This window comes from Amycolatopsis sp. NPDC051102 (assembly GCF_040682815.1).
GTDB lineage: Bacteria > Actinomycetota > Actinomycetes > Mycobacteriales > Pseudonocardiaceae > Amycolatopsis.
On record NZ_JBFBBT010000010.1, the window covers coordinates 4,255 to 27,070 of the forward strand.

The window sequence follows — 22,816 nt, forward strand, 5'->3', positions numbered from 1 at the left end:
CGTCGTCGAGCGGTTCGGCCGACGCGGCCAGCGCGACCAGCGGCCGGGCGCTCACCGGGCCCGCTCCAGCGCCTGGGCGAGATCTTCGAGCAGGTCCGTCAGGTACGGTGCCGGACCGCCGACCACCGCCACCGCACAGCCGGAAATCCGTTCCAGCGCCCGGACGTAGACCTCGCGCACGGCGATGTGCGACACGTCGTCGAGCGGTTCGGCCGACGCGGCCAGCGCGACCAGCGGCCGGGCGCTCACCGGGCCCGCTCCAGCGCCTGGGCGAGATCTTCGAGCAGGTCGCCGGGGTGTTCCAGGCCCAGTGACAACCGGATCGAGCCCGGGGTGACGCCCGCCGCGCGCTGGTCGGCCTCCGGCAGCTGGGCGTGCGTGGTCGACGCCGGGTGCGTCGCCAGGGACCGGACGTCGCCGATGTTCGTCACGTGCGCGAACAGGCGGAGGGCTTCGATGAACCGGCGGCCCGCCGCCTGCCCGCCGGTGAGCTCGAACTGCACCAGCGGCCCGCCGTTGCCGCCGAGGTAGCGCCACAGCAGCTCCTCCTGCCCGGCCAGGCTCGGGTGGCTGACCGAGGCCACCGCCGGGTGCGTGGCGAGGAACCGCGCCACCGTGCCCGCGTTCTCCCCGTGGGCCCGCATCCGCAGCGGCAGCGTCTCGATGCCCTGGATGAGCAGGAAGGCGTTGAACGGGCTCAGGCACGACCCGAGGTCGCGCAGCAGCGTCTCCCGCGCCTTCAGCAGGTACGGGCTGCGGCCCAGCGCGCTGCCGAGCCCGCCGCCGGCCTCGGTCCAGACGACGCCGCCGTGCGCGGGATCGGGTTCGGTCAGCAGCGGGTGCCGCGCCGCGTGGCGCGTCCAGTCGAACCTGCCGCCGTCCACGATGAGCCCGCCGAGGGCGCTGCCGTGGCCGCCGATGTACTTCGTCGCCGAGTACACCAGGATGTCCGCGCCGAACTCCAGCGGCCGGCAGACCATCGGGAGCAGCGTGTTGTCCAGCACCAGCGGGATCCCGGCCTGGTGCGCGAGCCCGGCGACGTCCTCGATCGGGAAGATCCGCAGCTTCGGGTTCGGCAGCGTCTCGCCGAACCAGCAGCGGGTGCGGTCGTCGCTGGCGGTGGCGAAGTTCTTCGGGTCCTCCGGGCTGACGAACCGCGTCTCGATGCCGAACCGGGCGAAGGTGTTGGCCAGCAGGTTCCACGTGCCGCCGTAGAGCTCGTCGGAGCTGACGATGTTGTCCCCGGCCTGGCACAGGTTGAGCAGCGCGATGGTGATCGCGGCCTGGCCGGAGGCGACGGCCAGCGCCGCCGGGGCGCCGTCCACCGCGGCGATCCGCGCTTCGAGGACGTCGCAAGTGGGGTTGTTGAGGCGGGTGTAGGCGTGGCCGTCCTCGGTGAGGTCGAAGATGGCCGCCGCGGTCGCGGTGCCGGGCAGTTCGTAGGCGGCGGTCTGGAAGATCGGCGTGACCACCGGGGCGGTCGGCCCGGTGCGCAGTTCGGCGCCCGCGTGCAGCACCGCGGACTCCGGGCGCCGGTACTCCTTCGGCGCGGGTCGGTCACTGGCCGGCATGAGCGTGCTCCCTCGGTTCCGACATGGACGTGACGATCGCGCTGACGGCGCTGGGCTGGCCCTGCGGCCCGCGCGTGAACAGCCCGCCGAGCACGGCGTCGACCGCGGCGTAGTCCGGATCGGCCAGCCGCACCCGCCGCGCCTTCCCGAGGTTCCAGAACGGCGTGCGCGGGTCGAGGTGGTGTTCCAGGTGGTAGTTGTCGTTGTGGATGCCGGTGAGGAACTTCTCCCAGCCGCGGCTCTTGCGGTTGCGCGTCATGTGCAGGTCGACGCGGGCGTCCCGGACGAGCGGGGTGTGCTCGGACAGCTCGATGTACCAGCCCAGGATCTGGAAGCTGGTCAGGTAGGGCACGAACCAGCACAGCAGCAGCTCCGCCAGCCAGCCCTGCGACCAGCACACGCCGAAGACAGCGGCCCAGAACAGCCAGAACCCGGCGCGGTCGAGCGCCCGCCTGCCGCGCCGGACCGGCGGCGATTCGCGGTCACGGCCGCCGCGCAGCACCTGGTACCGGTTGCGCACCAGGTACCGCAGGTAGGCCCAGGTCTGGCTGCCGAGCAGCGGCACCAGCACCACCCGGCGGACGTAGGCCCGCGGCGAGGCGGCCCGGTAGGCGCCCTGCTCGATGAAGAACCGCAGGTCCGGGTCGCGGTCCGGATCGCCCAGCCGCGGGTGGTGGGTGAACACGTGCGAAACCTTGTACGCGTAGTGCTGCTGGAAGATCGGGTACGCGGTCAGCACGGTGCCCAGCAGCATCCGCAGCCGGTGGTCGGCCGCGCCGACGCCGTGGGCGCAGTCGTGCAGGATCGTGGACAGCCCCCGCTGGCGGGCGCCGATCACCAGCACCGCCAGCGGGTAGCACCACCACGAAACCGCGACGCACAGCGTCACGCACGCCGCGATCCAGGCGACGTCCTCGAGCCAGGCCAGCCCGGCGTGCCAGTTGTCGCTGCGGTTGAGGGGTTTCATCCCGGCCCGGACTTCGGCCGGGAAGCGGTGCGTCCGGTACCGCTTCCCGTCGTAGGCCCACTCTTCGCCCGGCATCAGACGAGGGCGGTCAGCGGCACGCCGATCAGGGTCGGGTCGAACCGGCTGACGCCGTCCAGCAGCTCGTCGATCTTGCCCAGCACGGCGGGTTCGAGCACGACGTCGGCCGCCTTGATGTTGTCGGTGAGCTGCTCGGGCCGCGACGCCCCGGTGATCGCGGTGGCGACGTTGGGGTTCTGCAGCACCCAGGCCAGCGCCAGCTGCGCCATGGTCAGGCCGAGCTGCTCGGCGATCGGGCGCAGTTCCTGCACGCGGCGCAGCACGTCGTCCTGCAGCCAGCGGACCATGTAACCGCTGCCCTCGCCGTCGGTGGCGCGGGAGCCGGCCGGCGGCTGCTTGCCGGGCAGGTACTTCCCGGTCAGCACGCCCTGGGCCATCGGCGACCAGACGAGCTGGCCCATGCCTTCGCGCTCGCAGGCCGGGATGACCTGGGCCTCGATGACCCGCCACAGCATCGAATACTGCGTCTGGCTGGAGATCAGCGGCACGCGCAGCTCCCGGGCCAGCGCGGCGCCGCGGGTGATCTGCTCGGCGGTCCACTCCGACACCCCGACGTAGAGCACCTTGCCCTGGCGCACCAGGTCGGCGAAGGCCAGCATGGTCTCCTCCAGCTCGACCGTCGGGTCGAACTGGTGGGCCTGGTAGAGGTCGAGGTAGTCGGTCCCGAGCCGGCGCAGGGAACCGTGCGCGGACTCCATGATGTGCTTGCGGCCGAGGCCCTGGTCGTTCGGCCCGCCCGGGCCGGTCGGCCAGTACACCTTGGTGCAGATCTCCAGGCTCTCCCGGCGAAGGCCCGCCAGCGCGCGGCCCAGCACCTCTTCGGCGCGGGTGTTCGCGTACATGTCGGCGGTGTCGAACGTGGTGATCCCGGCGTCCAGCGCCGCTTCCACGCATTTCTTCGCTTGTTCCTCGGCCACCTGGGACCCGTGGGTGATCCAGTTCCCGTAGGAAATCCTGCTGACTGAGAGGCCGCTGCGGCCCAATCGACGATGTTCCATGTCCCCGACCCTCCAAGGAAATTTCCGCACAGTCAATGTTTGGAATCGCGAAACAAGGGGCCGTCGATGAGGTCATAGAAAGTGTTGATGAGCCGATCAACTCGGCCATGATCACGTTTGCCACGATCATTTTCCGCTGAGAGCGTGAGGTATCTGCCGGGGGAAATCGAGACGGGGACAACAATGACCGACAAGCTCATCGACGCCGCTCGTGCGGCGACCGTGGCGGCACCGCCGCTCGGCGACGAGGCGTACGGGCGGTTCTGCACCGCACTGGCGCGCCGGCTTTCCGCGGCGTGGCCGCGGATCCGCGCGGCGAACGACACCGACGTCGGCCGGGCGCGGGAACAAGGACTTCCGGACGTGCTCGTCGAGCGGCTCCGGCTGACCGAGGACCACCTCACCGACCTGGTGACGCTGACCTCGACGGTCGCCGGGGAAATGCGGGAGCTCACCGACCGCCCGCCGGGCACGCCGATCGGCGACTGGGGTGTGCGGCACCGGGTACCGCGGCCGCTGGGCGTGGTCCTGATGATCTTCGAAGCCCGCCCGACGGTCACCGTCGAGGGCGCACTGCTCAACGTCGCCGCCGGCAACGCCGTGCTTCTGCGTGGTGGCAAGGAAATCGCGCGGACCAACACCGAACTCGGCGCCGCCGTCACCGCCGCGCTGGAGGACGCCGGGCTGCCCACGGGCCTGGTCACCGTGCTGGACGACCCCAGCCGCGCGTTGCTGCGGGAACTGCTGCGCCGTCCCGACGCGATCGACGTGCTCATCCCCCGCGGCAGCCCGTCGCTGGTCGACTACTGCCACCGGGCGAGCACGATCCCGGTGCTGGCCAGCGGCGGCGGCGTCAACCACCTGTACGTGCACTCGAGCGCCGACCTGGCCCAGGCGGTCGCGATCGCGCTGGACAGCAAGCTTCCCGCCCCGGCCGGGTGCACGTCGCTGGAGATCGCGCTGGTCGACCGGCCGGTCGCCGACGAGTTCGTCGCCGGGCTGCTCGAAGGGGCCCGCCGCGACGGGCGGCCGCTGACCGTGCGGGTCGGCGAAGGCATCCGGCAGCCGGAGACCACCGGGCAGTGGCGGGTGGAAGCCCTGGGCGAGCACGACTACGGCCGGGAGTTCCTCGACAGCACGATCGGCGTGGTGGCCGTCGACTCGCCCGAGGAGGCGGTGGCGTTCATCCAGCGGTACGGCTCCGGGCACAGCGAGGCGATCGCCGCCACCGACCCGGCGGTCACGGCCGCGTTCACCGGCCGGGTCGACGCGGCCACCATCGTCGTCAACGGATCGCTGCGGCTCAACGACGGCCCCACCCTCGAACTGGGCTCGGAGATCGCGATTAGCACCAGCAGGCTGCACGCCCGCGGGCCGATCACGCTCGCCGCGCTGGTGAACCACTGCTGGGTGGTCGAGGCGCACGGCCGGCTGCGCGAGGCGAGCTGATGACCGCCCCCGCACGGCCGCCGCTGCTGATCCCGCTCAGCCGGCGTCCGCAGGCTCCGCAGGCGGTGCTCGTGCACCCCGGCGGTGGCGGCCTGAGCCCATACACGCCGCTGGCCGTGCGGCTGGCCCGCCGCGGCGGGGTGAGCGGGATCCGCGCCCGCGGCCTGTTCGCCGGCGAGCGGCCCGACGCGGCGATCGACGTCATGGCGCAGCGGTACCTGCCGCTGCTGGCCGGCCTGCCGCGCCGCCCGGACCTGCTGGTGGGCTGGTCCATGGGCGGGGTGCTCGCCTGGGAGCTCGGGGCGCGGCTCGCCGCGACCGGGCCGGCCCCGGCGGTGGTGATGATCGACAGCTTCACCCGCCGCGACGAGTTCCGCTCCGCGGCCCAGCGGGACGCCGTCGTCGACCGGATCATGCGGTCGGTGCACGCCAGGGTCGCCCGCCGCGACCAGCCGTGGGCCGAAGCCACCGCGCACGCCCACGTCACCGCGTCCGGCCGGCACCGGGTGACCACCGCCCACCCCGGCCCCGCGCTGCTGATGGCCTGCGCGAGCCCGCACCGGCGCACCCAGGTCGAGCGCTGGAGCCGGCTGTCCGCCCGGCTGCACACCCGCGAACTGGACTGCGGCCACTTCGACGTGTTCGGCCGGAAAGCGCTTCCGGCCGTGCTGGCCCACCTCGACGAGTTCCTGAACCGAACCCCGAAACCCCTTGGAGGGAAACGATGACGACCGGACCAGATCGCCCCACGGTCTCCGACTCGGTCAAGCGCGTGGTGATCGCCGAATCCCGGCTTTCCCTGACGCCGGAGGAGATCCCCGGCAGCGAGCCGCTCAACGGCGACCTGCTGCGCATCAACTCGCTCGGCTTCGTCGGCATGCTCGTGCACCTGGAGGACGCCCTCGACGTCACCCTGCCCGACGACCTGTTCGTCGGCCGCACCTTCCGGACGGTCGACGACCTCGTCGACGTCGTCGCCGAAGGCGCCGGCGAAACGGAGGAGACGCGATGAGCACCGTTTCCCTGCCCACGAGCTGGCGCAGCGTGCTGCCGCACCTGGACGAGCCGCTGCCGCCCGACCGCAGCCCCGAGGTCGCCGCCGGCGGCTCGGACTCCGGCGTGTCGGTCAACCTGCCGTTCGCCCTGGTGCGCCAGTCCACCCAGAACCGCGAGTTCTGGGACATCCCCGCCGAGGTGCTCGACACCTACCGCAGCTTCCGGCCCACCCCGCTGTGGCGGGCACGCCGGTTCGAGGACGCCGTCGGCGCCCGGGTGCCGATCTACGTCAAGTACGAGGGCGGCAACATCTCCGGCAGCCACAAGCTGAACACCGCGCTGGCGCAGGCATACTACTACGCCAAGGCCGGGGTGAAGGAACTGGTCACCGGTACCGGGGCCGGGCAGTGGGGCACCGCGCTCGCCGCCGCCTGCGCCATGTTCGGGCTGCGCTGCCGGGTGTTCATGGTCGGCACGAGCCTGCAGAAGAAGCCGTACCGGGGCACGCTGATGCGGGCCCTCGGCGCCACCGTGCACGCCAGCCCGAGCGACCTGACCGACGTCGCCGCCCACACCGGCGGCGGGGTGAACAGCCTCGCGCTGGCCATCGGCGAAGCCGTCGAGTACGCCGGGCGCACCGAAGGGGCCGCGTTCTGCATCGGCAGCGGCGAAACCTACAGCATCCTGCACCAGTCCGTGATCGGCCTGGAGGCCATCGAGCAGCTCGCCGGGCTGGAGGCCACTGTGGACAGTGTGGTCGGCTGCGTCGGTGCCGGCTCGAACTTCGGCGGGATCGCGCTGCCGTTCTTCGCCGAGGCCGCCGCGACCGGGACCGAGTGCCCGCAGCTGGTGGCCGCGGAATCCAGCACCACCCCGAAGCTCACCCGCGGTGTCTACGCCTACGACAAGACCGACGCCACCGGCGTCAGCCCGATGGAGGCGATGTACACGATCGGCAGCTCCTACCCGATCCCCGACTCGCACTCCGCCGGCCTGCGCTTCCACGGCGCCGCGAAGCTCATCTCCGCCCTGCGGCACCGGGACCAGGTGGCCGCCCAGGCCGTCGGGCAGGTCGAGGCCCTGGAAGCCGGGCAGGCGTTCACCCGCTCGGAGATGGTGCTGCCGGCACCGGAGTCCGGGCACGCGCTGGCCGTCGCCGCCCGGCTGGCCGCCGGCGGCGGATCCACCCGCGGCGTCGTCGCCTGCGTGAGCGGGCACGGCTACCTGGACCTGGCCGCCTACCAGCAGCTGCTCGACGGCGAGCTCAGCAGCGAGCCGCCGGTCGAAGAGGCGCTGGTGACGGCGATGGACCGGCTGCAGCCGGTGCCCGGGCTGGCGGTCGCGGGGAGTGGTCGTCATGTCTGAGGCGCTGGATCACCGCCTGTTCGACTGCGTCCAGGTGAACCTGGCCGAACTCGCCGACCGTCTGCACGGCGCCGGCACGCACCTGGCGATGGGCCGCGTCCTGCGCTTCTGGCCCCGGCCGGGCGCGGACGGGCTGCCCACCGTCGAGCCGCAGGTCGACTCGCAGGTCGCCGAATGCGCCGACCTGCTGGGCCTGCGCGTCACCCGGCGGGCGCGGATCGCCGCCGCGGACGAGCTCGAACCCGGCCCCGGCTGCTACGCCGTGGCGGACGCCTACCACCTGCCCTGGGTCCCCTACCACCGCAAGGAACACCTGCAGCACAGCTTCCTGGTGGAGCCGGACGGCGACGGCGTCACGGTCGTCGACGGCTACCACAACGACACGCAGTGGGGTGCGGCCCGGCCGGGCCGGTGGACGCTCGGCCGCGCGGAACTCGCCGAAGCCCTGCCCGAAGGCGCGCTGACGTACGAACTCACCGCCGGCGACCGCCCGGCCGAGCGGACGCCGCTCGTGCAGCTGGCCGACGCGGACAGGTACGTCGCGGCGTACGCCGACTTCCCGGACCGGGTGCGGGCGTTGCGGGACCTGACGCTGCAGACCTGGCTGCTCACCCGCAGCCGCCGGCTGCACGCCGCCGCGATGGGCACCACCACCGAGGCGGTCCGGGCGCACCTGGCCGAGTGGGACACCCTCGCCAAGCAGGTCTACCTGGCGAGCCGCCGGGTCAGCGCGGGCCGGGAGGAGCCGCGCGCGCTGTTCGGCAGGCTCGCCGACTGCCTCGCCGCCGACCACACGGCGTTCGACACCGTCGTCGCCCCCACGGAGTCCACAGTGGACTCGGGCGAGGTGCCGCCGGAGGTGCGCGAGTCCGTCTCCGCGGTGATCCGGACCGTCCTGGGCGCCGGGCCCGCGGCCGGCGACCGCACGCTCGGCGACATCCCCGGCTTCAGCTCCTTCCGCATGATGGAGATCGTCGAGCGGCTGGAAAGCGATCTGGGCGTCGAATTCGCCGCCGAGGACCTGGTCCCGGAAAAACTCACCCACGTCGACGGCCTCTGCCGCGCCGTCCTGGACGCAGGAGGATCACGATGACCTACTCGCCCCGCGTGCTCCACGAACTGCTCGACCACGCCGCCCGGCTGTGGCCGAACCGGACCGCCATGACCTGCCGGGACACCTCGGTGACCTACGGCGAACTCGCCGCCGCCGCGCGGCGCGTCGCCGAGTCGCTCACCGCCCGCGGCGCCCGCCGCGGCGACCGGCTGCTGGTCAACGCCCCGGCGAGCCCGCTGCTGCCCGCCGTCGTCTTCGGCGCCGCCCGCGCCGGTGTCGCGTTTTCCCTGCTGCACGAACAGGTTCGCGGCAGCAGTCTCGACCACGTGCTGGCCGACTCCGAGCCGGTGCTGGTGGTGACCGCCGACGAAGACGTGCGACGCTCGGCCGACGCGGCCGGCGTGCCTTCGGCCTCGGTCGAGGACCTCGCCGCCGGGCCCGGCGAAGACGTCACGCTGCCCGCTCCCCCGCTGCCGGTCGACCCGGTGTGCCTGATCTACACCTCGGGCACGACGTCCCTGCCCAAGGCCGTGGTCAGCACCCACCAGCAGCTGCTGTTCGCCACCGCGGCGATCGCGTCGGTGCTGGTGTACCGCACCGAGGACGTCGTCTACAGCCCGCTGCCGCTGTCCTTCGACTACGGCCTGTACCAGGTGTTCCTGTCGGTCACGGCGGGATCGAACCTGGTGCTGGGCGCGCCCACCGAGGTGGGGCCGTCGCTGGTGCGCAACCTGGTCCGCGCGAACGCGACCGTGCTGCCCGCCGTCCCGGCCGTCGCCGAGGCGCTCAGCGCGCTGCTGCGGCGGCGCCCGAAGCCCGCCCCCGCCCTGCGGCTGCTCACCAACACCGGCGCGGCGATGCCCACCGGCACGCTGGAATCCCTGCGCGAGGCCATCCCCGGCCTGCGGGTGCAGCTGATGTTCGGGCTCACCGAGTGCAAGCGCGCCACCATCATGCCGGTCGACGGCGACCTCGAGCGGCCCGGCTCCAGCGGCCGCGCGCTGCCCGGCACGGAGGTGTTCGTCATCGACGAAGCCGGCGAGCGGCTGCCGGCCGGCGAGATCGGCGAGATCGTGGTCCGCGGCCCGAACGTGATGGCCGGGTACTGGCGCCGCCCGGAGCTGACCGCGCAGAAGTTCCCGCGCGTGGACGGGCTGTTCCCGGAACTGCGCACCGGCGACTACGGCCGGCTCGACGAGGAGGGCTACCTCTACTTCGACGGCCGCCGCGACGACATCTACAAGGAGCGCGGCTTCCGGGTCAGCGCCACGGAAGTCGAGACCGCCGCCCGCGGGGTGCCCGGAGTCCGCGAAGCCGCGGTGCTGGTGCCGAAGGACACCCGCCCGGCGTGGCTGTTCGTCACCGGCGAGCTGGCCGCCGAGGGCGTGCTCGACGGGATGCGCACCCGGATCGAGGAGTTCAAGATCCCGGCGAGCTGCCTGCGCGTGGAGGCGCTTCCGCTGACAGGTAACGGGAAGGTCGACCGCAAGGCACTGGCCTCCCTGGCGGAGGAGGTCTCCAGTGGCACTGCTCGCTGAGCGTCCCGCGGCCACCGCGGACCTGCCCGGCGACCTCACCGGGCTGCCCACCCCCGCCTACGTCTACGACCTGGCCGAGGTCCGCCGCAACCACCGGCGGCTCGACGCCGCGCTGCCCCCGGGCACCGGGCTGCTGTACTCGCTCAAGGCCAACCCGCACCCGGACGTGCTGGGTGCGCTGCGCGAAGCCGGGGCACGCCCGGAGGTCTGCTCCTCCGGCGAGCTGCGGGCCGCGCTCGACGCCGGCTGGCCCGGCGCCCAGGTGCTCTACACCGGCCCGGCCAAGCGCGACGCCGAGATCGCGGCCGCGCTGCGGGCCGGGGTGCGCGAGTTCTCCGTGGACTCCCCGCACGCCGTCGCCCAGCTCGACCGGCTCGCCGGCGAGGCCGGCGTCCGGGCCCGCTACCTGCTGCGCGTCAACGACGACCAGCCGGTGCCGGGCCAGGGCCTGGCGATGACCGGCGTGCCGTCGCAGTTCGGCGCCGACACCGGCTGGATCCTCGCCGAGCCCGAGCGGTTCGCCGGGGGCGAGCACGCCGAGGCGTCCGGGCTGCACCTGTACATGGGCACCAACCTCACCGCGGTCGACGACCTGCTCGGGCAGTTCGGCCGCGCGCTGAACACCGCCACCCGGCTGCGGGACGCCCTGGCCCCGTACGGCGTCCGCCTCCGGACCTTCGACCTCGGCGGCGGTTTCGGTGCCCCGTTCGCGAAGGAAGGCACCGCGGGCGAGCTGCCCGGCCTGCGCGAGGGGCTCGAAGAGCTGCTCGCCGAGCAGCTGCCCGGCTGGCGCGAGCGGGACCTCGAAGTGGTGTTCGAGTCCGGCCGGTACCTGGTCGGCACCGCGGGCACCCTCGTCACCGCGGTGCTGGACGTCAAGCGTTCACAGGGCAAGGACATCGTCGTGCTCGAATCCGGCATCAACCACCTCGGCGGCATGTCGGGGATGCGGCGGCTGCCCCCGCTCTCGCCGCACGTGCTCGGCCCGGCCGGCCCGCCCGCGCTGGACGCGCTCGTCGCCGGCCCGCTGTGCACCCCGCTGGACACCTGGACCCGCAACGCGCAGCTGCCCGAGCTGAGCCCCGGCGACCTGGTGGCGGTGCCGAACGTCGGCGCCTACGGGCTGTGCGCCAGCCTCGTCGCCTTCCTGGGACACCCCCTGCCGGCCGAAGTCGTCGTCGACGGCGACCGCCCCGGCACCCCCGCGCGGACCTCCCGCGTGGAACTGGTCAGGACCACCGACCCCGCAACCGAGGAGTGAAACCGATGGACCCCCGCATGACCGAACTGCTCACCCCGTACCTCAAGTTCCTCAACGGCCGCGAGCTCGGCCCGGACGACTCGCTGCGCGAGCGCGGTCTCGACTCGATGCAGTCGATCAACGTGCTGTTCGAGATCGAGGACGTGTTCGGCATCTCGCTGCCGGACGAGGACATCACCGACGCCACCTTCGCCACCGGCGCCACGCTGTGGAACGCGGTGCGCGCCCAGCTGGAGCGCGAGGGGGTGTCGTCGTGACCGCCGCGACCCTCGCCGAACTCGCCGGGCGCGTCACCAAGGTCGCCGAGGAGGACGTCCGCACGGCCGACTCCGCTGCCGAGTTCCCGGTGCAGGCGCTGGACGAACTGCGCGCCACCGGCCTGCTGGGCCTGCTGGTGCCCGCCGAAGACGGCGGGCTCGGCGGATCGCTGGCCGACGTGCTCGAGATCAGCACCGAGCTGGGCCGCGTCGACATGTCCCTGGCGATGATCTTCGCCATGCACTGCCAGCAGGTCGCCGCCGTGCTCGCGCACGCCGAAGGCCGGCTGCGCGCGGAACTGCTGCCCGAGATCGCCGCGGGCCGGCTCTACCTCGGCTCGGTCACCACCGAGGCGGGCAAGGGCGGGCACCTGCTGACCGCGGAATCCACCGCGGCCTGGCGCGACGGCGAGCTGCTCGTCGACCGCTTCGCCCCGATCGTCACCGGGGGCAAGCACGCCGACGGGTTCCTGATCACCATGCGCGCACCCGACGCCGAGGCCGACAACCAGGTCTCGCTCGTCTACGCCCACCGCGGGCAGCTGGAGATCGAGGCGGCGGGCGGCTGGGACCCGCTGGGCATGCGCGCCAGCGACAGCGGCGCCCTGCGCCTGCGCGGGCGGCTGCCCGCCCACCAGGTCGTCGGGCGGCACGGGGACTTCCACACCATCGTCACGACGGTCTTCGGCCCGCTGGCCCACCTCGGCTGGGCGTCCTGCTGGCTCGGCACGGCGGCCGGGGCGCTGTCCCGCGTCATCCGCGCGTTGCGGGGCAACCGCGGCCGGACCGACCTGAGCTCGGAACTGCTGCTGACCCGGCTTTCGCGGTCGCGCCAGCGGCTGGACACCGTGCACGCGCTGATCGGGCACGCCCGCGAGGTGGTCGAGACCACCGCGGACCTCAGTGCACCCAAGGTGCAGCTGCTGATCAACGCCGTGAAGATCACCGCCGCCGAGGAGTGCTACCGCGCCGTCGACGAGCTGGTCGACGCCGTCGGGATGCGCCACGGCTACCTGCGCGACTCCCCCACGCGGCTGGAGCAGTCGCTGCGGGACCTGCGGTCGGCGGTGCTGAACTACAGCAACGACCGGCTGCACCTGGCCGACGGCCGGCTCACCCTCCTGGACCAGGAGGTGCGTTTTGCCTGAGGCAGCCCTCCTGGACGGCGCCCCGCTGTCCACTGTGGACCCGGACGCGCCCGGCGGGCGGGTGTGGCAGCGGCTCGGCGAGGCCGGGGTGCTGCGGGAGCAGTACCGGCGGCGCACCGCGACCGGACTGGTCGCCGACCCCGGGCGGCTCGGCGCCACCCTGCGCGCGGTCGACGCCCGCGGCGACAACGGCGTCACGTTGAGCGTGCTGGTGCAGTCGGCGAGCGCGCTGCCGATCCTGGCCACCGCGCCCGGCCCGGCGTTCGACCGCGTCGCCGGCGGCGAGTGCGAAGTGGCACTGGCCGCCACGGACGCGGCGGCGCCCGGCTCCGACCTCACCGGGCTGGGCACGGAGGTGGAGCTCGACGACGACGTCGTCCGGCTCGAGGGCGCGAAGCGCTGGGTGACGACGGCGACCCGCGCGGCGTACTTCCTGGTGCTGGCCCGGCACCGGCCCGGCCGCCACTTCACCGCCTTCACGTGGGTGCTGGTCCCGGCGGACGCGGCGGGCGTGCGGGTCACGCCGGCGGCCACGACCCTGCTCGCGGGCGCCGGGATCGGCCACGTCGAGTTCTCCGGCGTGCGCCTGCCGGCGTCGGCGGTGCTCGGCAGGCCGGGCCGCGGGCTGGCCCTGTTCGCCCGGCACATGGGCACCGAACGGCTCGCCGGCGCGCAGTGGGCCACCGCGCTCACCAGCCGGGTACTGGCGCAGACCAGGACCGCGCTGAGCCGGCGGGAAATCGACGGGCGCGCGCTCTGGGACAACGACGCGGTCCGGCAGGAGTTCGCGGGCTGCCTGGTGCGGGTGCGCGAACTGCGGGCGCTGACCGAGGCGCTGGGCGAGCGGGTGGTGGAGGAGCACGACCTGACGAGCGCGTCGGTGCTGAAGGCCGCGGTCGGTCTCACGGCCGACGACGTGCTGGCGCGCTGCGCGCGCTGGCAGGGAGCGGACGGGTTCGCCGACGACGGCCTCCAGCTGCTGCGCGCGGAGGCCGCGGTGTTCGGCATCGGCGGCGGCGTGACCGAGCTGATGCTCGGCGCGGTCGCCGACGGCGCCGACACGCTGCTGGCGGAGCTGCGCGCATGAACACCGCCGGCACCGAAATCGCCCCCGGCGTCTGGGTCGTGTCCGCCACCCGGACCGACCTCGCCGGTTCCCCCGCCATCCTCACCGACCTCGCCGACGCCGGCAGCCGGCCGGCCTGGCGCCGCGCCGAGTTCCTCGCCGGGCGGCACCTGCTCCGGCGGCTGCTGCGGCGCGTCCGGCCCGACCTCGCGGACCTCCCCATCCGCACCGACCCGGCCGGGAAACCCCGGCTGGCCCCCGGCGGCGAAGAAGATCTCGCGCTGCCCGGCATCACCATCTCCCACGACGGGGACCAGCTCGCGGCCGCCGTGTGCGCGCACGGGGACATCGGCGTCGACGTCCAGCTGCCCCCCGCGCGGCTGGCCGACTCGACCGTGCGCCGGTGTCTCGGCGCGCACGCCCCGGTCGTCGCCGCCCTGCCGCGGGCGCGGCGGGCCCGGGAGTTCGCCTGGGTGTGGACCGTGCAGGAGGCGTGCGTCAAGGCCGACGGCACCGGGTTGGCCGGGCGGCCGTGGGCGATCGACGTGCCGCCCGGCGCCGTGTCCGGGCGCTGGGGCCGCTTCACCTGGCTGAGCCTGCGCACCCGCTCCTCGGTGCCGCTGAGCTGCGCCTTCCACCCCCCGGACCGACCACGACGACGGAGGCCGACGTGCATCTCATCAACGCTCCGGACGTAGTCCCGGAGCTCAGCTGCTACACCACCAACCTGGTGGCCTACCTCGAACCCGACGACCCCGGCGTGAAGACGCGCCTGGCGCACGCCGTGCGGCTGGCCGTCCGGCTCGACGGGGACCTCGTCTTCTCCCAGCACGCCCGCGTCGACGACATCGCCGCGCACGATCCGCTCGGCTACCGCGGTGCCCCGAACTGGGCGCGGGCCGCCGGCGAGCTCGATGCCGAACTCGCCCGCTCGGGGCGGGTGCTGGCCGTCGCCGACACCTTCCGGCTGCCCTGGTCGCCCGCGTACGAGACCGCGCACTCGCCGCACTGGCTGCTGCTGCTCGGCCGGCGCGACGACCGGTGGCTGGTGGCCGACCACTTCTGCGCGCTGACGCCGCTCGGCGCGCAGGAACCGTTCCTCGGCTGGCTGGACGACACCGCGCTGGAGCTCGCGCTGGCCCCGCACACCCCGTGGCCGGCGGAGATCGCCAACCGCGACCGGTACGCCCTCGGCGCCGCCGTCGAGCCGGTGCCCGCGAACCTGTTCCGCTGGCTGGCGCGCACCACCTCCGACGCACCGGCCGATCCGGGTGACTGGACCTGCGTCCTGCCCGAGGTGATCGAGCGCGTCAGCGGGGTGCTGACCGAGGACGAGACCGCCGCCGCCCGCTACGGCGACGACCTGTGGGCGGCGAGCCGGCACTACACCTACCGGCTCGAGGTGCTCGCCGCGAACGGCGAGATCGGCGCCGAAGAAGCCGCGGCGGCCACGGTGAGCTGGAGCGAACTGCCCAAGGTCGTCCGGTTCGCCGCGGCGTCCGCCGCCCGGGGCAAACCCCGCAGCGGCCTGCTGCAGCGGACTTTCGAAGACCTGCTGCGCACCAACGACAAGACGACCACCGGCCCGGAATGGGAGGCCTGAGAACGATGGAAACCCTGTATCAGTGGTTCGAGGCGTCGGCGGGCAAGCACGCCGACGCACCCGCGCTCGAAGTCGGCGCGCGCACCCTCACCTACACCGAGCTGCGGGACCTCGCCGGGCACCTCGCCGCCGAGGCCGTCGCCGCGCTGGGCGCCGTGCCGGCCCGGATCGGCGTGCTCGCCGAACGCAGCGTGCTCACCTACGCCGGATACCTCGCCGCGCACCGGCTCGGCAGCACCGTCGTGCCGCTCAACCCCGCGTTCCCCGGCAGCCGCAACCGGATGATCGCCGAGGCGGCCGGCCTGGACCTGGTGCTCACCGAAGGCCCCGCCGGCCTCGGCGTGCCGGAGCTCGTCATGACCGAACCCGCCGGCGGCGTCCCAGGCACGCCGCCGGCACCGGATCCCGGTGACCTGGCCTACATCCTGTTCACCTCGGGCTCGACCGGGAAGCCCAAGGGCGTCCCGATCCGGCACCGCAACGTCTGCGCCTACCTCGCCCACGTGGTGCCGCGCTACGGCATGGCACCGGGCAGCCGCGTCTCCCAGACCTTCGACCTGACGTTCGACCTGTCGGTGTTCGACATGTTCACCGCCTGGAGCGGCGGCGCGACGCTCGTCGTCCCCAGCCGCGAAGACCTGCTGGCGCCGGTGCGGTTCGTCGCGGAGAAGCAGCTCACGCACTGGTTCGCGGTGCCGTCGATGGTGTCCTACGCCCAGCGGCTGCGCAGCCTGCGGCCGGGCAGCATGCCTTCGCTGCGCTGGAGCCTGTTCTGCGGCGAACCGCTGACCACGCAGCAGGCCAGGGCCTGGCAGCAGGCCGCGCCGGGCGGGGTCGTCGAGAACCTCTACGGCCCCACGGAACTGACCATCAGCTGCGCCCAGTTCCGGCTGCCTGCCGACCCGGCGGACTGGCCGGCCACGCCCAACGGGACCGTGCCGATCGGGGACCTGTACCCGAGCGTCAGCCACGTCGTGCTCAACGACGAGGGCCGCCCGGCGGTCGAAGGGGAGCTCTGCGCGCGGGGACCCCAGCGGTTCCCCGGCTACCTCGACCCGGCGGCGAACGAAGGCCGCTTCTACCACTTCGGCCCGGGCGACGAGACCGCGCGGCTGCACCGCGCGGGCGACGACCTCGACGACACCGCCTGGTACCGCACCGGGGACCGGGTGTGCTGGCAGGACGGTTCACTGGTCCACTTGGGACGGTCCGACCAGCAGGTGAAGGTGCAGGGCTACCGCGTCGAGCTCGGCGAAATCGAGGCGGTGCTGCGGGATCAGGAGGCGGTGCGCGACGCGATCGTGCTCGCGCTGCCCGGCAGCGGCGGCACCACCGAGCTGGAAGCGGTGTGCACGGGCCAGGGACTCGACCCCGACCGGCTGCTCACCGCCGTCGCCGACCGGCTGCCCGGGTACATGGTGCCCCGGCGGCTCGGCGTGCTGGACGAGCTGCCCCTCAACGTCAACGGCAAGATCGACCGTTCGGCGCTCACCGCGGACGCGATCGGGCAGCGCGGATGACCGCCGCCGCCCCGGAAGGAAAGACCATGGCAACCACCGAAGTCACCGCACCGCCCCCGACGGCCGGGCTCGTGCCCCCGGACGGCTTCCGCCAGGCCATCGCCAAGCTGCCGACGGGAGTAACGGTCCTCACCACCGTCGCCGGCGACGACCCGGTCGGGTGCACGGCCAACGCGGTGATGTCGCTGTCGGCCGACACCCCGAGCGTCCTGGTGTCACTGGGCAGCCACAGCCGCACCCTCGCGGCGATCCTCGCCACCGGGCGTTTCGCGGTCAACACGCTGTCGTGGGCGCAGCGGGCCCTGACCCGCAAGTTCGCCGTCGGCAGCCCGGCCGAGCGCTTCGCCGGAGTGCCGTGGCGGCCCGAGCGCCGGATCCCGGTGCTGTCCGCGGCGGGGGTGGCGCTGGTCTGCGAAGTCGGCGACACCGCGACCCTGTTGGACCACACTGTGGTCGTCGGTCAGGTCGTCTGGCTGCGCGACACGAACGCGGCGCCGACTGTCCTGTATGGACGGGAGCAGTACCCGCTCGGGGCTTGAGAAACGATTAGCGCCCGGCTCGCCGAACCTGGCGAGCCGGGCGTTTTCCGTGAGCGGAAGTCAGAAGGCGCGTATCCATTCAGAGCTCGAGAAACGCCAACGCCCGGCCCGCCGATCCTGGCGGCCCGGGCGTTTCCCGCGAGCGGAAGTCAGAGGACAGAACGGCGGCCCGGACGCGATCCCGCGTCCGCGACCTGCTCGGCGGTCGCTCGGGCCGCCGCGTCGAGGAGGACCGAAAACCGGGGGTCGGTGCGGATCTCGCGGTGCCAGGCCAGCTGGGTGTAGACCTGGAACGGTGCCGTCCACGGCACCTCGATCAGGCGGCCCTCGGCCAGCTCGGTGGCGACGCTGAGCCGGGGCAGCAGCGAAATGCCCAGGCCCGCGGTCAGCGCGCGCTTCACCGCGTCGATCGAGCCGAAGGACAACGCGCGGATCCGGGTGTCGCCCGCGCCGTCCAGTGTCTGCTCGAACAGGCGCTGGTAGCCGCTGCCGCGGTGGGCGCAGAGCAGCGGGTACCTCGCCAGCCGCGGCGTCGGCACCGGCTCCGGGCCGAGCGGGCCGTCCGGGCCGGCCACCACCACGAGCGGCTCGGGGCACAGCAACGTCGAATCGGCCTTCGGCGAGGACTCGCAGACGTCGATGAAGAACGCGCAGTCGACGTCGGAATCCCCGATCCGGCTCCACGGGTCCTCTTCCAGCGGCCGGATCTCCAGCGCGAGGTCGGGGTGGCGGCGGTACAGGTACTCGACGATCGGCACCAGCCGGTAGGAGGTGAGCCCGCTGTCGGCGCTGACGATCAGCGCGTCGCCGGGCGTGGTGCCGGCGAGCACGGTCTCCTCCGCCAGCCGGCTCAGCTTCACGATCTTGTGCGCGTAGCGGCGGAACCGCTGGCCGGCGGTGGTCAGCCGGACGAGCGCGCCGGTGCGGTTGAACAGGTCGCAGGCGAGGTCGCGTTCCAGTTTCTTGATCCGCGCGGTGACCGTCGGCTGGGCCACGCTCAGGTCGTTCGCGGCCTTCGTGAAGCTCGACTGCTCGGCCACGCTGAGGAAGGTGGTGAGGGCTGCGGTGTCCACGGCTCGGATCACCGCCGGGCCGGGCGGGCGGTGCGGGGGCGAGCCCCCGCACCGGGGCGGGTGTTCCTTTCACTGAGCGGGGTGAATCGTCGCGGGACGTTCTCCGCGCGCACACCGTGGTTCCGGCCGGTCCGCGGGCGGGCTCTCCGAACAGCCGTAGCGGCCGCTTTTCCGCGGTGGTGGCCCACCTCGGTCCCGGACACGAAACCTCCCAGCGGCCGGCTGCTCACGGCCGGCACGGCACCTTTCACGACGTCCTTCCCCCAATCGGCACCCACAGCCCGTTCCCGGCTGCGGATGGATCGCTCGTTTCCGCCGGCCCACTCGGCCGGAACTCGTTCGTGCGGCGAATCACTCTGACGCTTATCCCCCGAAAGGGTGGCTCTCTTGCGAATTACCACCCGTTCCCGGCCGACAAACTACGCCCATCGGGCGGCGGGTAACCGTTTTCTGGTTCACCGGCCGTGGTTGCCCGTCACTCCGAAAGACCATCCGTCGCCGTCGGCACCGGATTTACGCTTTCCGCAGCAGGAGCACCCATTTCCGTATCAGAGTGATCCAGTCCTGCGTTTTCCGATCAGGTTCCTGCCCGGCACGGCGAAATCAGCCGAGCACCAGCCGCAGCAGGGCGGTCACGACCGCGGCGCCGACCATCGCCGTCAGGATGGAGCGCTTACCGGCCAACAGGGCGATCCCCACGCCGACGCCCGCCAACGCGGTGACCGTCCGCAACGAAGACACCGCACCCGAGGCCGGCCACAGCAGGGTGACCACCAGCCCGGCGATGAGCGCCGGGGTCGCGCACGTGAGCGCGTTGCGCAGCCAGGTGGGCAGTTCCCGCCCGCCCGCGGCCAGCGGCACCACGACCCGCAACGTGAGCGCGGTGACGCCGAGGGCCAGCACGATCGTCCACTGGTAGCTCATCGCCGCACCCCCAGGACCGCCCCGGTCACGGCACCAGCCGCCCCGGCCACCAGCACGGGGATGCCTGGCGGCGCCCAGAAGACCAGCGCGGCCGCGGTGACGACACCGAGCACCGCAAGACCCCACGCACGCGCGTCCTTCAGGTGCGAACGCAGCAGGCCGAGGAAGAACACCGGGTAGGCGGCGTCCAGCCCCAGCCGTCCCGGATCGCCGATGGCGTCGCCGAGCACGGCACCCAGGGCCGTTCCCGCGGTCCAGCCGCACAGGCACAGGGCACCGGCCAGCCGCAGGGTCCGCAGGTCGTACCGCCCGTCACCGCGGTGGGCGACCGCCCACGAGCCGTCGGTGATCAGCATCGCCGTTCCCGCCCGCGACCAGGCGGACCCGGTCAGCGCGGGGGCGATCGTGGTGCCCATCAGCAGGTAGCGCGCGTTGAGCGCGGCCGCCGCGCCGACGACGGCCCAGACCGAGCCGTGCTGGGCGATGACGGCGACGGCGCCGTACTGGGCGCTGCCGGAGAACACCAGCAGCGACATGGCCACCGGGGCCAGCACGCCCATCCCGACCGAGGCCGCGAGCGCGCCGAACGCCATCCCGTCGGCCAGGTCGGCGGCGGCCACCGGCAGCACCGGACGCAGGGTCCGGACCGGCTCAGCGGTGGTTTCGGTCACGATGTCCACCTCCTCGAGCTCGACGTTACCAACACTGGCGGTTGCTGGTAACCCGGCTTCGCGGCGGTACCCCACGATTTCTTGACCTAAACCCCGAAACCTCGGCGCAGTTACCAGCAGACGGCGTTACTGGTAACGTGGGCGGCATGGCTCCCCGTCCGGCAGCACCCCCTCCGCTCGCCGTGGTCCAAAGCCTGGTCAACACCAGCGAGCTGCTGGAGGACCGGGACGACCTGACCACCCCGGCGGGCCTGCTGGCGTGGGCGGAAGCCGAGGGCCTGCCGTGCCCGGCCCGCCCGACGCAGGCGGACCTGACCCGCGTACGCAGGTTCCGGGAGGCACTGCGGCAGCTGCTGGGCGGCGCTGCCGGCGCCGTGAGCGCCCTGAACGGCGAGCTGGCCCGGACCGGCACCCGCCCGCTGCTGCAGCCGGGACCGCAGGTGGAGTTCACGGGCGACGAAACGACGGCCCTGGACGCGGCGATCACCCGGGTGCTGGCGGCAGTGATCACCACCAGCCTCGACGGCTCCCTGCGCCGGCTGAAGACCTGCGCGGCGGAGGACTGCCGGTGGGCGTTCTACGACCGCTCCCCCAACGTGGTGAGCCGCTGGTGCGAGACGTCGGTCTGCGGCGCCCGGCACAAGATGCGCGCCTACCGCGCCCGCCAGGCGGCCGGCGCCACGGCGTAGCCCGCTGCCCGGCGACGCCGGAGCGGCGTGCCGCACCAGCGCCGCGCCTGGCCGCTCACGCCGTCGCGCGCCGCAGGACCAGCCACGCGGCTCCGCCCAGGAGCACCGCGAACACGAGCGGGCCCGCGGTGAACAGCGTCAGCGACGGCTGGCCGCCGAGGAAGCCGCCGATCGCCGGCCACCAGCGCCGCGTCGTGGCCAGCGCGCCGAAGCCCGCCAGCACGGCCGCGCTGCCGAAGACCGCCAGGTAGAGCCCCGTCTGCCGCCAGCGCTGGAACACCACGCCGGCCAGCACGCAGATCGCCGACGCCGCGACGATCGGCCCGCTGTAGGCCAGCCACTGCGTGACCGGGTCGTCCTGGCGCCACGCGCCGAGCCCGAAGAGGCGGGCTTCCCGCCCCCAGCCGCCGGTGCTCCGTTCGACAGCGCCGAAGGCCACCAGCACCAGCCCGAGCAGCAACGCCTGCGCCGTGACGACCAGCGCCGTGGCCGCGGCGAACTTCCGGCGGGTCACGCCGAGCCCGAGGGTGAAGGGGAAAACCTGGGTCATCGACTGCAGGTGCCCGGTCGCGGCCATGCCCCACAGCGCCGGCAGCAGGTAGATCTCGTGCGGGCCGGTGGCGGTCTCGCCGTTGGAGACGTCGATGCCCAGGCCCAGCAGGGGCATCGCGACCACGAAGGCGAGCGGGTAGGCCAGCAGCGCCGGCCAGTTGACCAGCTGGATCCGCGCGACGTCGCGCACGCGTGTCATCGGGCTTCCTTCCCGGCGGCGACCGCGCCGCCGTGCCGTTGGGTGGTGCGGACGACCAGCTGCTGCAGCGAAACCGGCTCGAAGTCCAGCCCGGGTTCGAGGCGGTCCGGGGCGCCGGTGAGGGTGACGCGCAGCGAGCCGCCGAGGCGTTCGCGGTGCAGTTCCTCGTGTCCGGCGGCGAAGCGTTCCACGGCGTCGGCGGGCCCGGTGACCGCGACCGCGTCACCCCGCAGGGACTCGGCGTCGGCGTCGATGAGCACCCGGCCGCGGTCGAGCAGCACGACGTGTTCGAGCAGGTCGCCGACCTCGTCGATCAGGTGCGTGGACAGCACGATCGTGCGCGGGTGTTCGGCGTAGTCGGCGAGCAGCCGGTCGTAGAACAGCCGGCGCGCGACGGCGTCGAGGCCGAGGTAGGGCTCGTCGAACAGGGTCAGCGGCGCCCGCGAAGCCAGCCCGATGGTGACCCCGACCGCCGAAAGCTGGCCACGCGAGAGTTTGCCGAGCAGCTGACCGGGCGGGACGGCGAAGTCCGCCAGTAGCGCCGTGGCATACGCGGTGTCCCAGTTCGGGTAGAGCAGTTCCGCGGCCCGCAGCGCGTGCTTCGCCCGGAACTTCTCCGGGTAGTGCTGGCTTTCCTTGACGAAGCAGGTCCGCGAAAGCACGTCGGCGTTCTCGTACGGGTGCCGCCCGAAGACCTCGACCGTGCCGCCGGTTTCGCGGTCCTGCCCGGTCAGGATCTTCATCAGCGTGGTCTTGCCGGCGCCGTTGCGGCCCAGCAGGCCGTGGATCGTGTTCTCCGCGAGCTCCACACTCACCCCGTCGAGCGCGGCGAGCGGCCCGTAGTGCCTGGTCAAGCCCCTTGTGCGCACTACGTTCATGCCTGCGGCTCCCAGACGTCGATCAGCTTCTTGATCTCCTCGGCGTCCATGCCGAGCTTGGCCGCCTCCGCCATCAGCGGGGCGACGAACTGCCGCGTGAAGTCCCGGCGGCGCCGCTCCAGCAGCTGCGCGCGGGCGTCCGTGGCGACGAACATGCCGATTCCCCTTCTCTTGTAGAGGATCCCGTCCGCGACGAGCTGGTTGATGCCCTTGGCCGCGGTCGCCGGGTTGATCCGGTGGAAGGCCGCGAGCTCGTTGGTGGAGGGCACCTGCGTGTCCGCGGCGAGGCTCCCGTCGACGATCGAGTTCTCGATCTGCTCGGCGATCCGGAGGAACAGCGGCCGTCCGTCGTCCTTCACGCCGACCACCGCACGCCGCGGTTCGTCGGTTCATTACTCATGTAACTAACCATGGAGGCTC

The 22,816-nt window shown here is 73.2% G+C and carries 25 protein-coding genes; 15 read left to right on the plus strand and 10 right to left on the minus strand.

Features of this window, described 5'->3' with window-relative positions:
* Window positions 1–51 precede the first annotated feature (51 nt).
* From AB0M93_RS26145 to AB0M93_RS26160, 4 genes are read right to left on the minus strand one after another with little or no spacing between them, the layout of a single operon-like run.
* The gene (locus tag AB0M93_RS26145) at window positions 52–249 is read right to left on the minus strand and encodes a hypothetical protein (protein ID WP_364277111.1); all 198 of its coding nucleotides are present in this window, start codon (window positions 247–249) and stop codon (window positions 52–54) included.
* On the minus strand, window positions 246–1,571 hold the full coding sequence (locus AB0M93_RS26150; protein ID WP_364277113.1) for an O-acetylhomoserine aminocarboxypropyltransferase/cysteine synthase family protein: 1,326 nt from the start codon (window positions 1,569–1,571) through the stop codon (window positions 246–248). Before AB0M93_RS26150 ends, AB0M93_RS26145 begins: the two co-directional genes overlap by 4 nt.
* The gene (locus AB0M93_RS26155) at window positions 1,558–2,613 is read right to left on the minus strand and encodes a fatty acid desaturase family protein (RefSeq protein WP_364277116.1); all 1,056 of its coding nucleotides are present in this window, start codon (window positions 2,611–2,613) and stop codon (window positions 1,558–1,560) included. The genes AB0M93_RS26150 and AB0M93_RS26155 overlap by 14 nt, the downstream gene beginning before the upstream one ends.
* The gene (locus AB0M93_RS26160; protein ID WP_364277118.1) at window positions 2,613–3,614 is read right to left on the minus strand and encodes an aldo/keto reductase family protein; all 1,002 of its coding nucleotides are present in this window, start codon (window positions 3,612–3,614) and stop codon (window positions 2,613–2,615) included. Before AB0M93_RS26160 ends, AB0M93_RS26155 begins: the two co-directional genes overlap by 1 nt.
* A 183-nt stretch (window positions 3,615–3,797) precedes the next feature.
* On the opposite strand from AB0M93_RS26160, the gene AB0M93_RS26165 reads away from it, so the two are divergent.
* Genes AB0M93_RS26165 through AB0M93_RS26230 form a run of 14 tightly spaced genes read left to right on the plus strand, consistent with a single transcriptional unit; the run spans window position 3,798 to window position 17,410 of the window.
* Window positions 3,798–5,063 (plus strand): glutamate-5-semialdehyde dehydrogenase, encoded by a 1,266-nt coding sequence (locus tag AB0M93_RS26165; RefSeq protein WP_364277121.1) that lies wholly within the window; start codon window positions 3,798–3,800, stop codon window positions 5,061–5,063.
* Window positions 5,063–5,791, plus strand: a complete 729-nt coding sequence (locus AB0M93_RS26170) for an alpha/beta fold hydrolase (protein WP_364277124.1) — start codon at window positions 5,063–5,065, stop codon at window positions 5,789–5,791. Before AB0M93_RS26165 ends, AB0M93_RS26170 begins: the two co-directional genes overlap by 1 nt.
* Window positions 5,788–6,075: an acyl carrier protein gene (locus AB0M93_RS26175; protein ID WP_364277126.1), complete on the plus strand. Its 288-nt coding sequence runs from the start codon at window positions 5,788–5,790 to the stop codon at window positions 6,073–6,075. The genes AB0M93_RS26170 and AB0M93_RS26175 overlap by 4 nt, the downstream gene beginning before the upstream one ends.
* Window positions 6,072–7,424 (plus strand): TrpB-like pyridoxal phosphate-dependent enzyme, encoded by a 1,353-nt coding sequence (locus AB0M93_RS26180; RefSeq protein ID WP_364277129.1) that lies wholly within the window; start codon window positions 6,072–6,074, stop codon window positions 7,422–7,424. Before AB0M93_RS26175 ends, AB0M93_RS26180 begins: the two co-directional genes overlap by 4 nt.
* On the plus strand, window positions 7,417–8,517 hold the full coding sequence (locus AB0M93_RS26185) for an acyl carrier protein (protein ID WP_364277132.1): 1,101 nt from the start codon (window positions 7,417–7,419) through the stop codon (window positions 8,515–8,517). The genes AB0M93_RS26180 and AB0M93_RS26185 overlap by 8 nt, the downstream gene beginning before the upstream one ends.
* The gene (locus AB0M93_RS26190) at window positions 8,514–10,016 is read left to right on the plus strand and encodes a class I adenylate-forming enzyme family protein (protein WP_364277135.1); all 1,503 of its coding nucleotides are present in this window, start codon (window positions 8,514–8,516) and stop codon (window positions 10,014–10,016) included. The genes AB0M93_RS26185 and AB0M93_RS26190 overlap by 4 nt, the downstream gene beginning before the upstream one ends.
* Window positions 10,000–11,277 carry a type III PLP-dependent enzyme gene (locus tag AB0M93_RS26195; RefSeq protein ID WP_364277138.1) on the plus strand — a complete coding sequence of 426 codons (1,278 nt, stop codon included), beginning with the start codon at window positions 10,000–10,002 and terminating at the stop codon, window positions 11,275–11,277. The genes AB0M93_RS26190 and AB0M93_RS26195 overlap by 17 nt, the downstream gene beginning before the upstream one ends.
* Before the next feature lie 17 nt (window positions 11,278–11,294).
* Window positions 11,295–11,534, plus strand: a complete 240-nt coding sequence (locus tag AB0M93_RS26200; protein WP_364277141.1) for a phosphopantetheine-binding protein — start codon at window positions 11,295–11,297, stop codon at window positions 11,532–11,534.
* Window positions 11,531–12,682 carry an acyl-CoA dehydrogenase family protein gene (locus AB0M93_RS26205; protein ID WP_364277143.1) on the plus strand — a complete coding sequence of 384 codons (1,152 nt, stop codon included), beginning with the start codon at window positions 11,531–11,533 and terminating at the stop codon, window positions 12,680–12,682. Before AB0M93_RS26200 ends, AB0M93_RS26205 begins: the two co-directional genes overlap by 4 nt.
* Window positions 12,675–13,769, plus strand: a complete 1,095-nt coding sequence (locus tag AB0M93_RS26210; protein WP_364277146.1) for an acyl-CoA dehydrogenase family protein — start codon at window positions 12,675–12,677, stop codon at window positions 13,767–13,769. The genes AB0M93_RS26205 and AB0M93_RS26210 overlap by 8 nt, the downstream gene beginning before the upstream one ends.
* The gene (locus tag AB0M93_RS26215) at window positions 13,766–14,446 is read left to right on the plus strand and encodes a 4'-phosphopantetheinyl transferase superfamily protein (protein WP_364277149.1); all 681 of its coding nucleotides are present in this window, start codon (window positions 13,766–13,768) and stop codon (window positions 14,444–14,446) included. The genes AB0M93_RS26210 and AB0M93_RS26215 overlap by 4 nt, the downstream gene beginning before the upstream one ends.
* Window positions 14,419–15,351 carry a hypothetical protein gene (locus AB0M93_RS26220; protein ID WP_364277152.1) on the plus strand — a complete coding sequence of 311 codons (933 nt, stop codon included), beginning with the start codon at window positions 14,419–14,421 and terminating at the stop codon, window positions 15,349–15,351. Before AB0M93_RS26215 ends, AB0M93_RS26220 begins: the two co-directional genes overlap by 28 nt.
* A 5-nt stretch (window positions 15,352–15,356) precedes the next feature.
* Window positions 15,357–16,871 carry an AMP-binding protein gene (locus tag AB0M93_RS26225; protein ID WP_364277155.1) on the plus strand — a complete coding sequence of 505 codons (1,515 nt, stop codon included), beginning with the start codon at window positions 15,357–15,359 and terminating at the stop codon, window positions 16,869–16,871.
* Window positions 16,872–16,897: 26 nt separating this feature from the next.
* Complete coding sequence (locus AB0M93_RS26230) at window positions 16,898–17,410, plus strand: flavin reductase family protein (protein ID WP_364277157.1); 513 nt, start codon at window positions 16,898–16,900, stop codon at window positions 17,408–17,410.
* A gap of 149 nt (window positions 17,411–17,559) precedes the next feature.
* Here the strand turns inward: AB0M93_RS26230 and AB0M93_RS26235 are convergent, their stop codons facing one another.
* The 3 genes from AB0M93_RS26235 to AB0M93_RS26245 form a co-directional block, all read right to left on the minus strand.
* On the minus strand, window positions 17,560–18,483 hold the full coding sequence (locus AB0M93_RS26235; protein ID WP_364277160.1) for a LysR family transcriptional regulator: 924 nt from the start codon (window positions 18,481–18,483) through the stop codon (window positions 17,560–17,562).
* Between the two features lie 603 nt (window positions 18,484–19,086).
* A complete protein-coding gene (locus AB0M93_RS26240; RefSeq protein ID WP_364277163.1) occupies window positions 19,087–19,407 on the minus strand; it encodes an AzlD domain-containing protein in 321 nt (106 codons plus the stop codon).
* The gene (locus AB0M93_RS26245) at window positions 19,404–20,078 is read right to left on the minus strand and encodes an AzlC family ABC transporter permease (RefSeq protein ID WP_364277166.1); all 675 of its coding nucleotides are present in this window, start codon (window positions 20,076–20,078) and stop codon (window positions 19,404–19,406) included. Before AB0M93_RS26245 ends, AB0M93_RS26240 begins: the two co-directional genes overlap by 4 nt.
* A gap of 146 nt (window positions 20,079–20,224) precedes the next feature.
* On the opposite strand from AB0M93_RS26245, the gene AB0M93_RS26250 reads away from it, so the two are divergent.
* A complete protein-coding gene (locus tag AB0M93_RS26250; protein WP_364277169.1) occupies window positions 20,225–20,767 on the plus strand; it encodes a CGNR zinc finger domain-containing protein in 543 nt (180 codons plus the stop codon).
* 55 nt (window positions 20,768–20,822) lie between these two features.
* Here the strand turns inward: AB0M93_RS26250 and AB0M93_RS26255 are convergent, their stop codons facing one another.
* The 3 genes from AB0M93_RS26255 to AB0M93_RS26265 are packed head-to-tail and all read right to left on the minus strand — an operon-like array spanning window position 20,823 to window position 22,764.
* Window positions 20,823–21,518 carry a hypothetical protein gene (locus AB0M93_RS26255; protein ID WP_364277171.1) on the minus strand — a complete coding sequence of 232 codons (696 nt, stop codon included), beginning with the start codon at window positions 21,516–21,518 and terminating at the stop codon, window positions 20,823–20,825.
* Window positions 21,515–22,396, minus strand: coding sequence for an ABC transporter ATP-binding protein (locus tag AB0M93_RS26260; RefSeq protein WP_364277174.1), 882 nt, complete (start codon window positions 22,394–22,396; stop codon window positions 21,515–21,517). Before AB0M93_RS26260 ends, AB0M93_RS26255 begins: the two co-directional genes overlap by 4 nt.
* On the minus strand, window positions 22,393–22,764 hold the full coding sequence (locus tag AB0M93_RS26265) for a GntR family transcriptional regulator (RefSeq protein WP_364277177.1): 372 nt from the start codon (window positions 22,762–22,764) through the stop codon (window positions 22,393–22,395). The genes AB0M93_RS26260 and AB0M93_RS26265 overlap by 4 nt, the downstream gene beginning before the upstream one ends.
* Window positions 22,765–22,816: the final 52 nt, after the last annotated feature.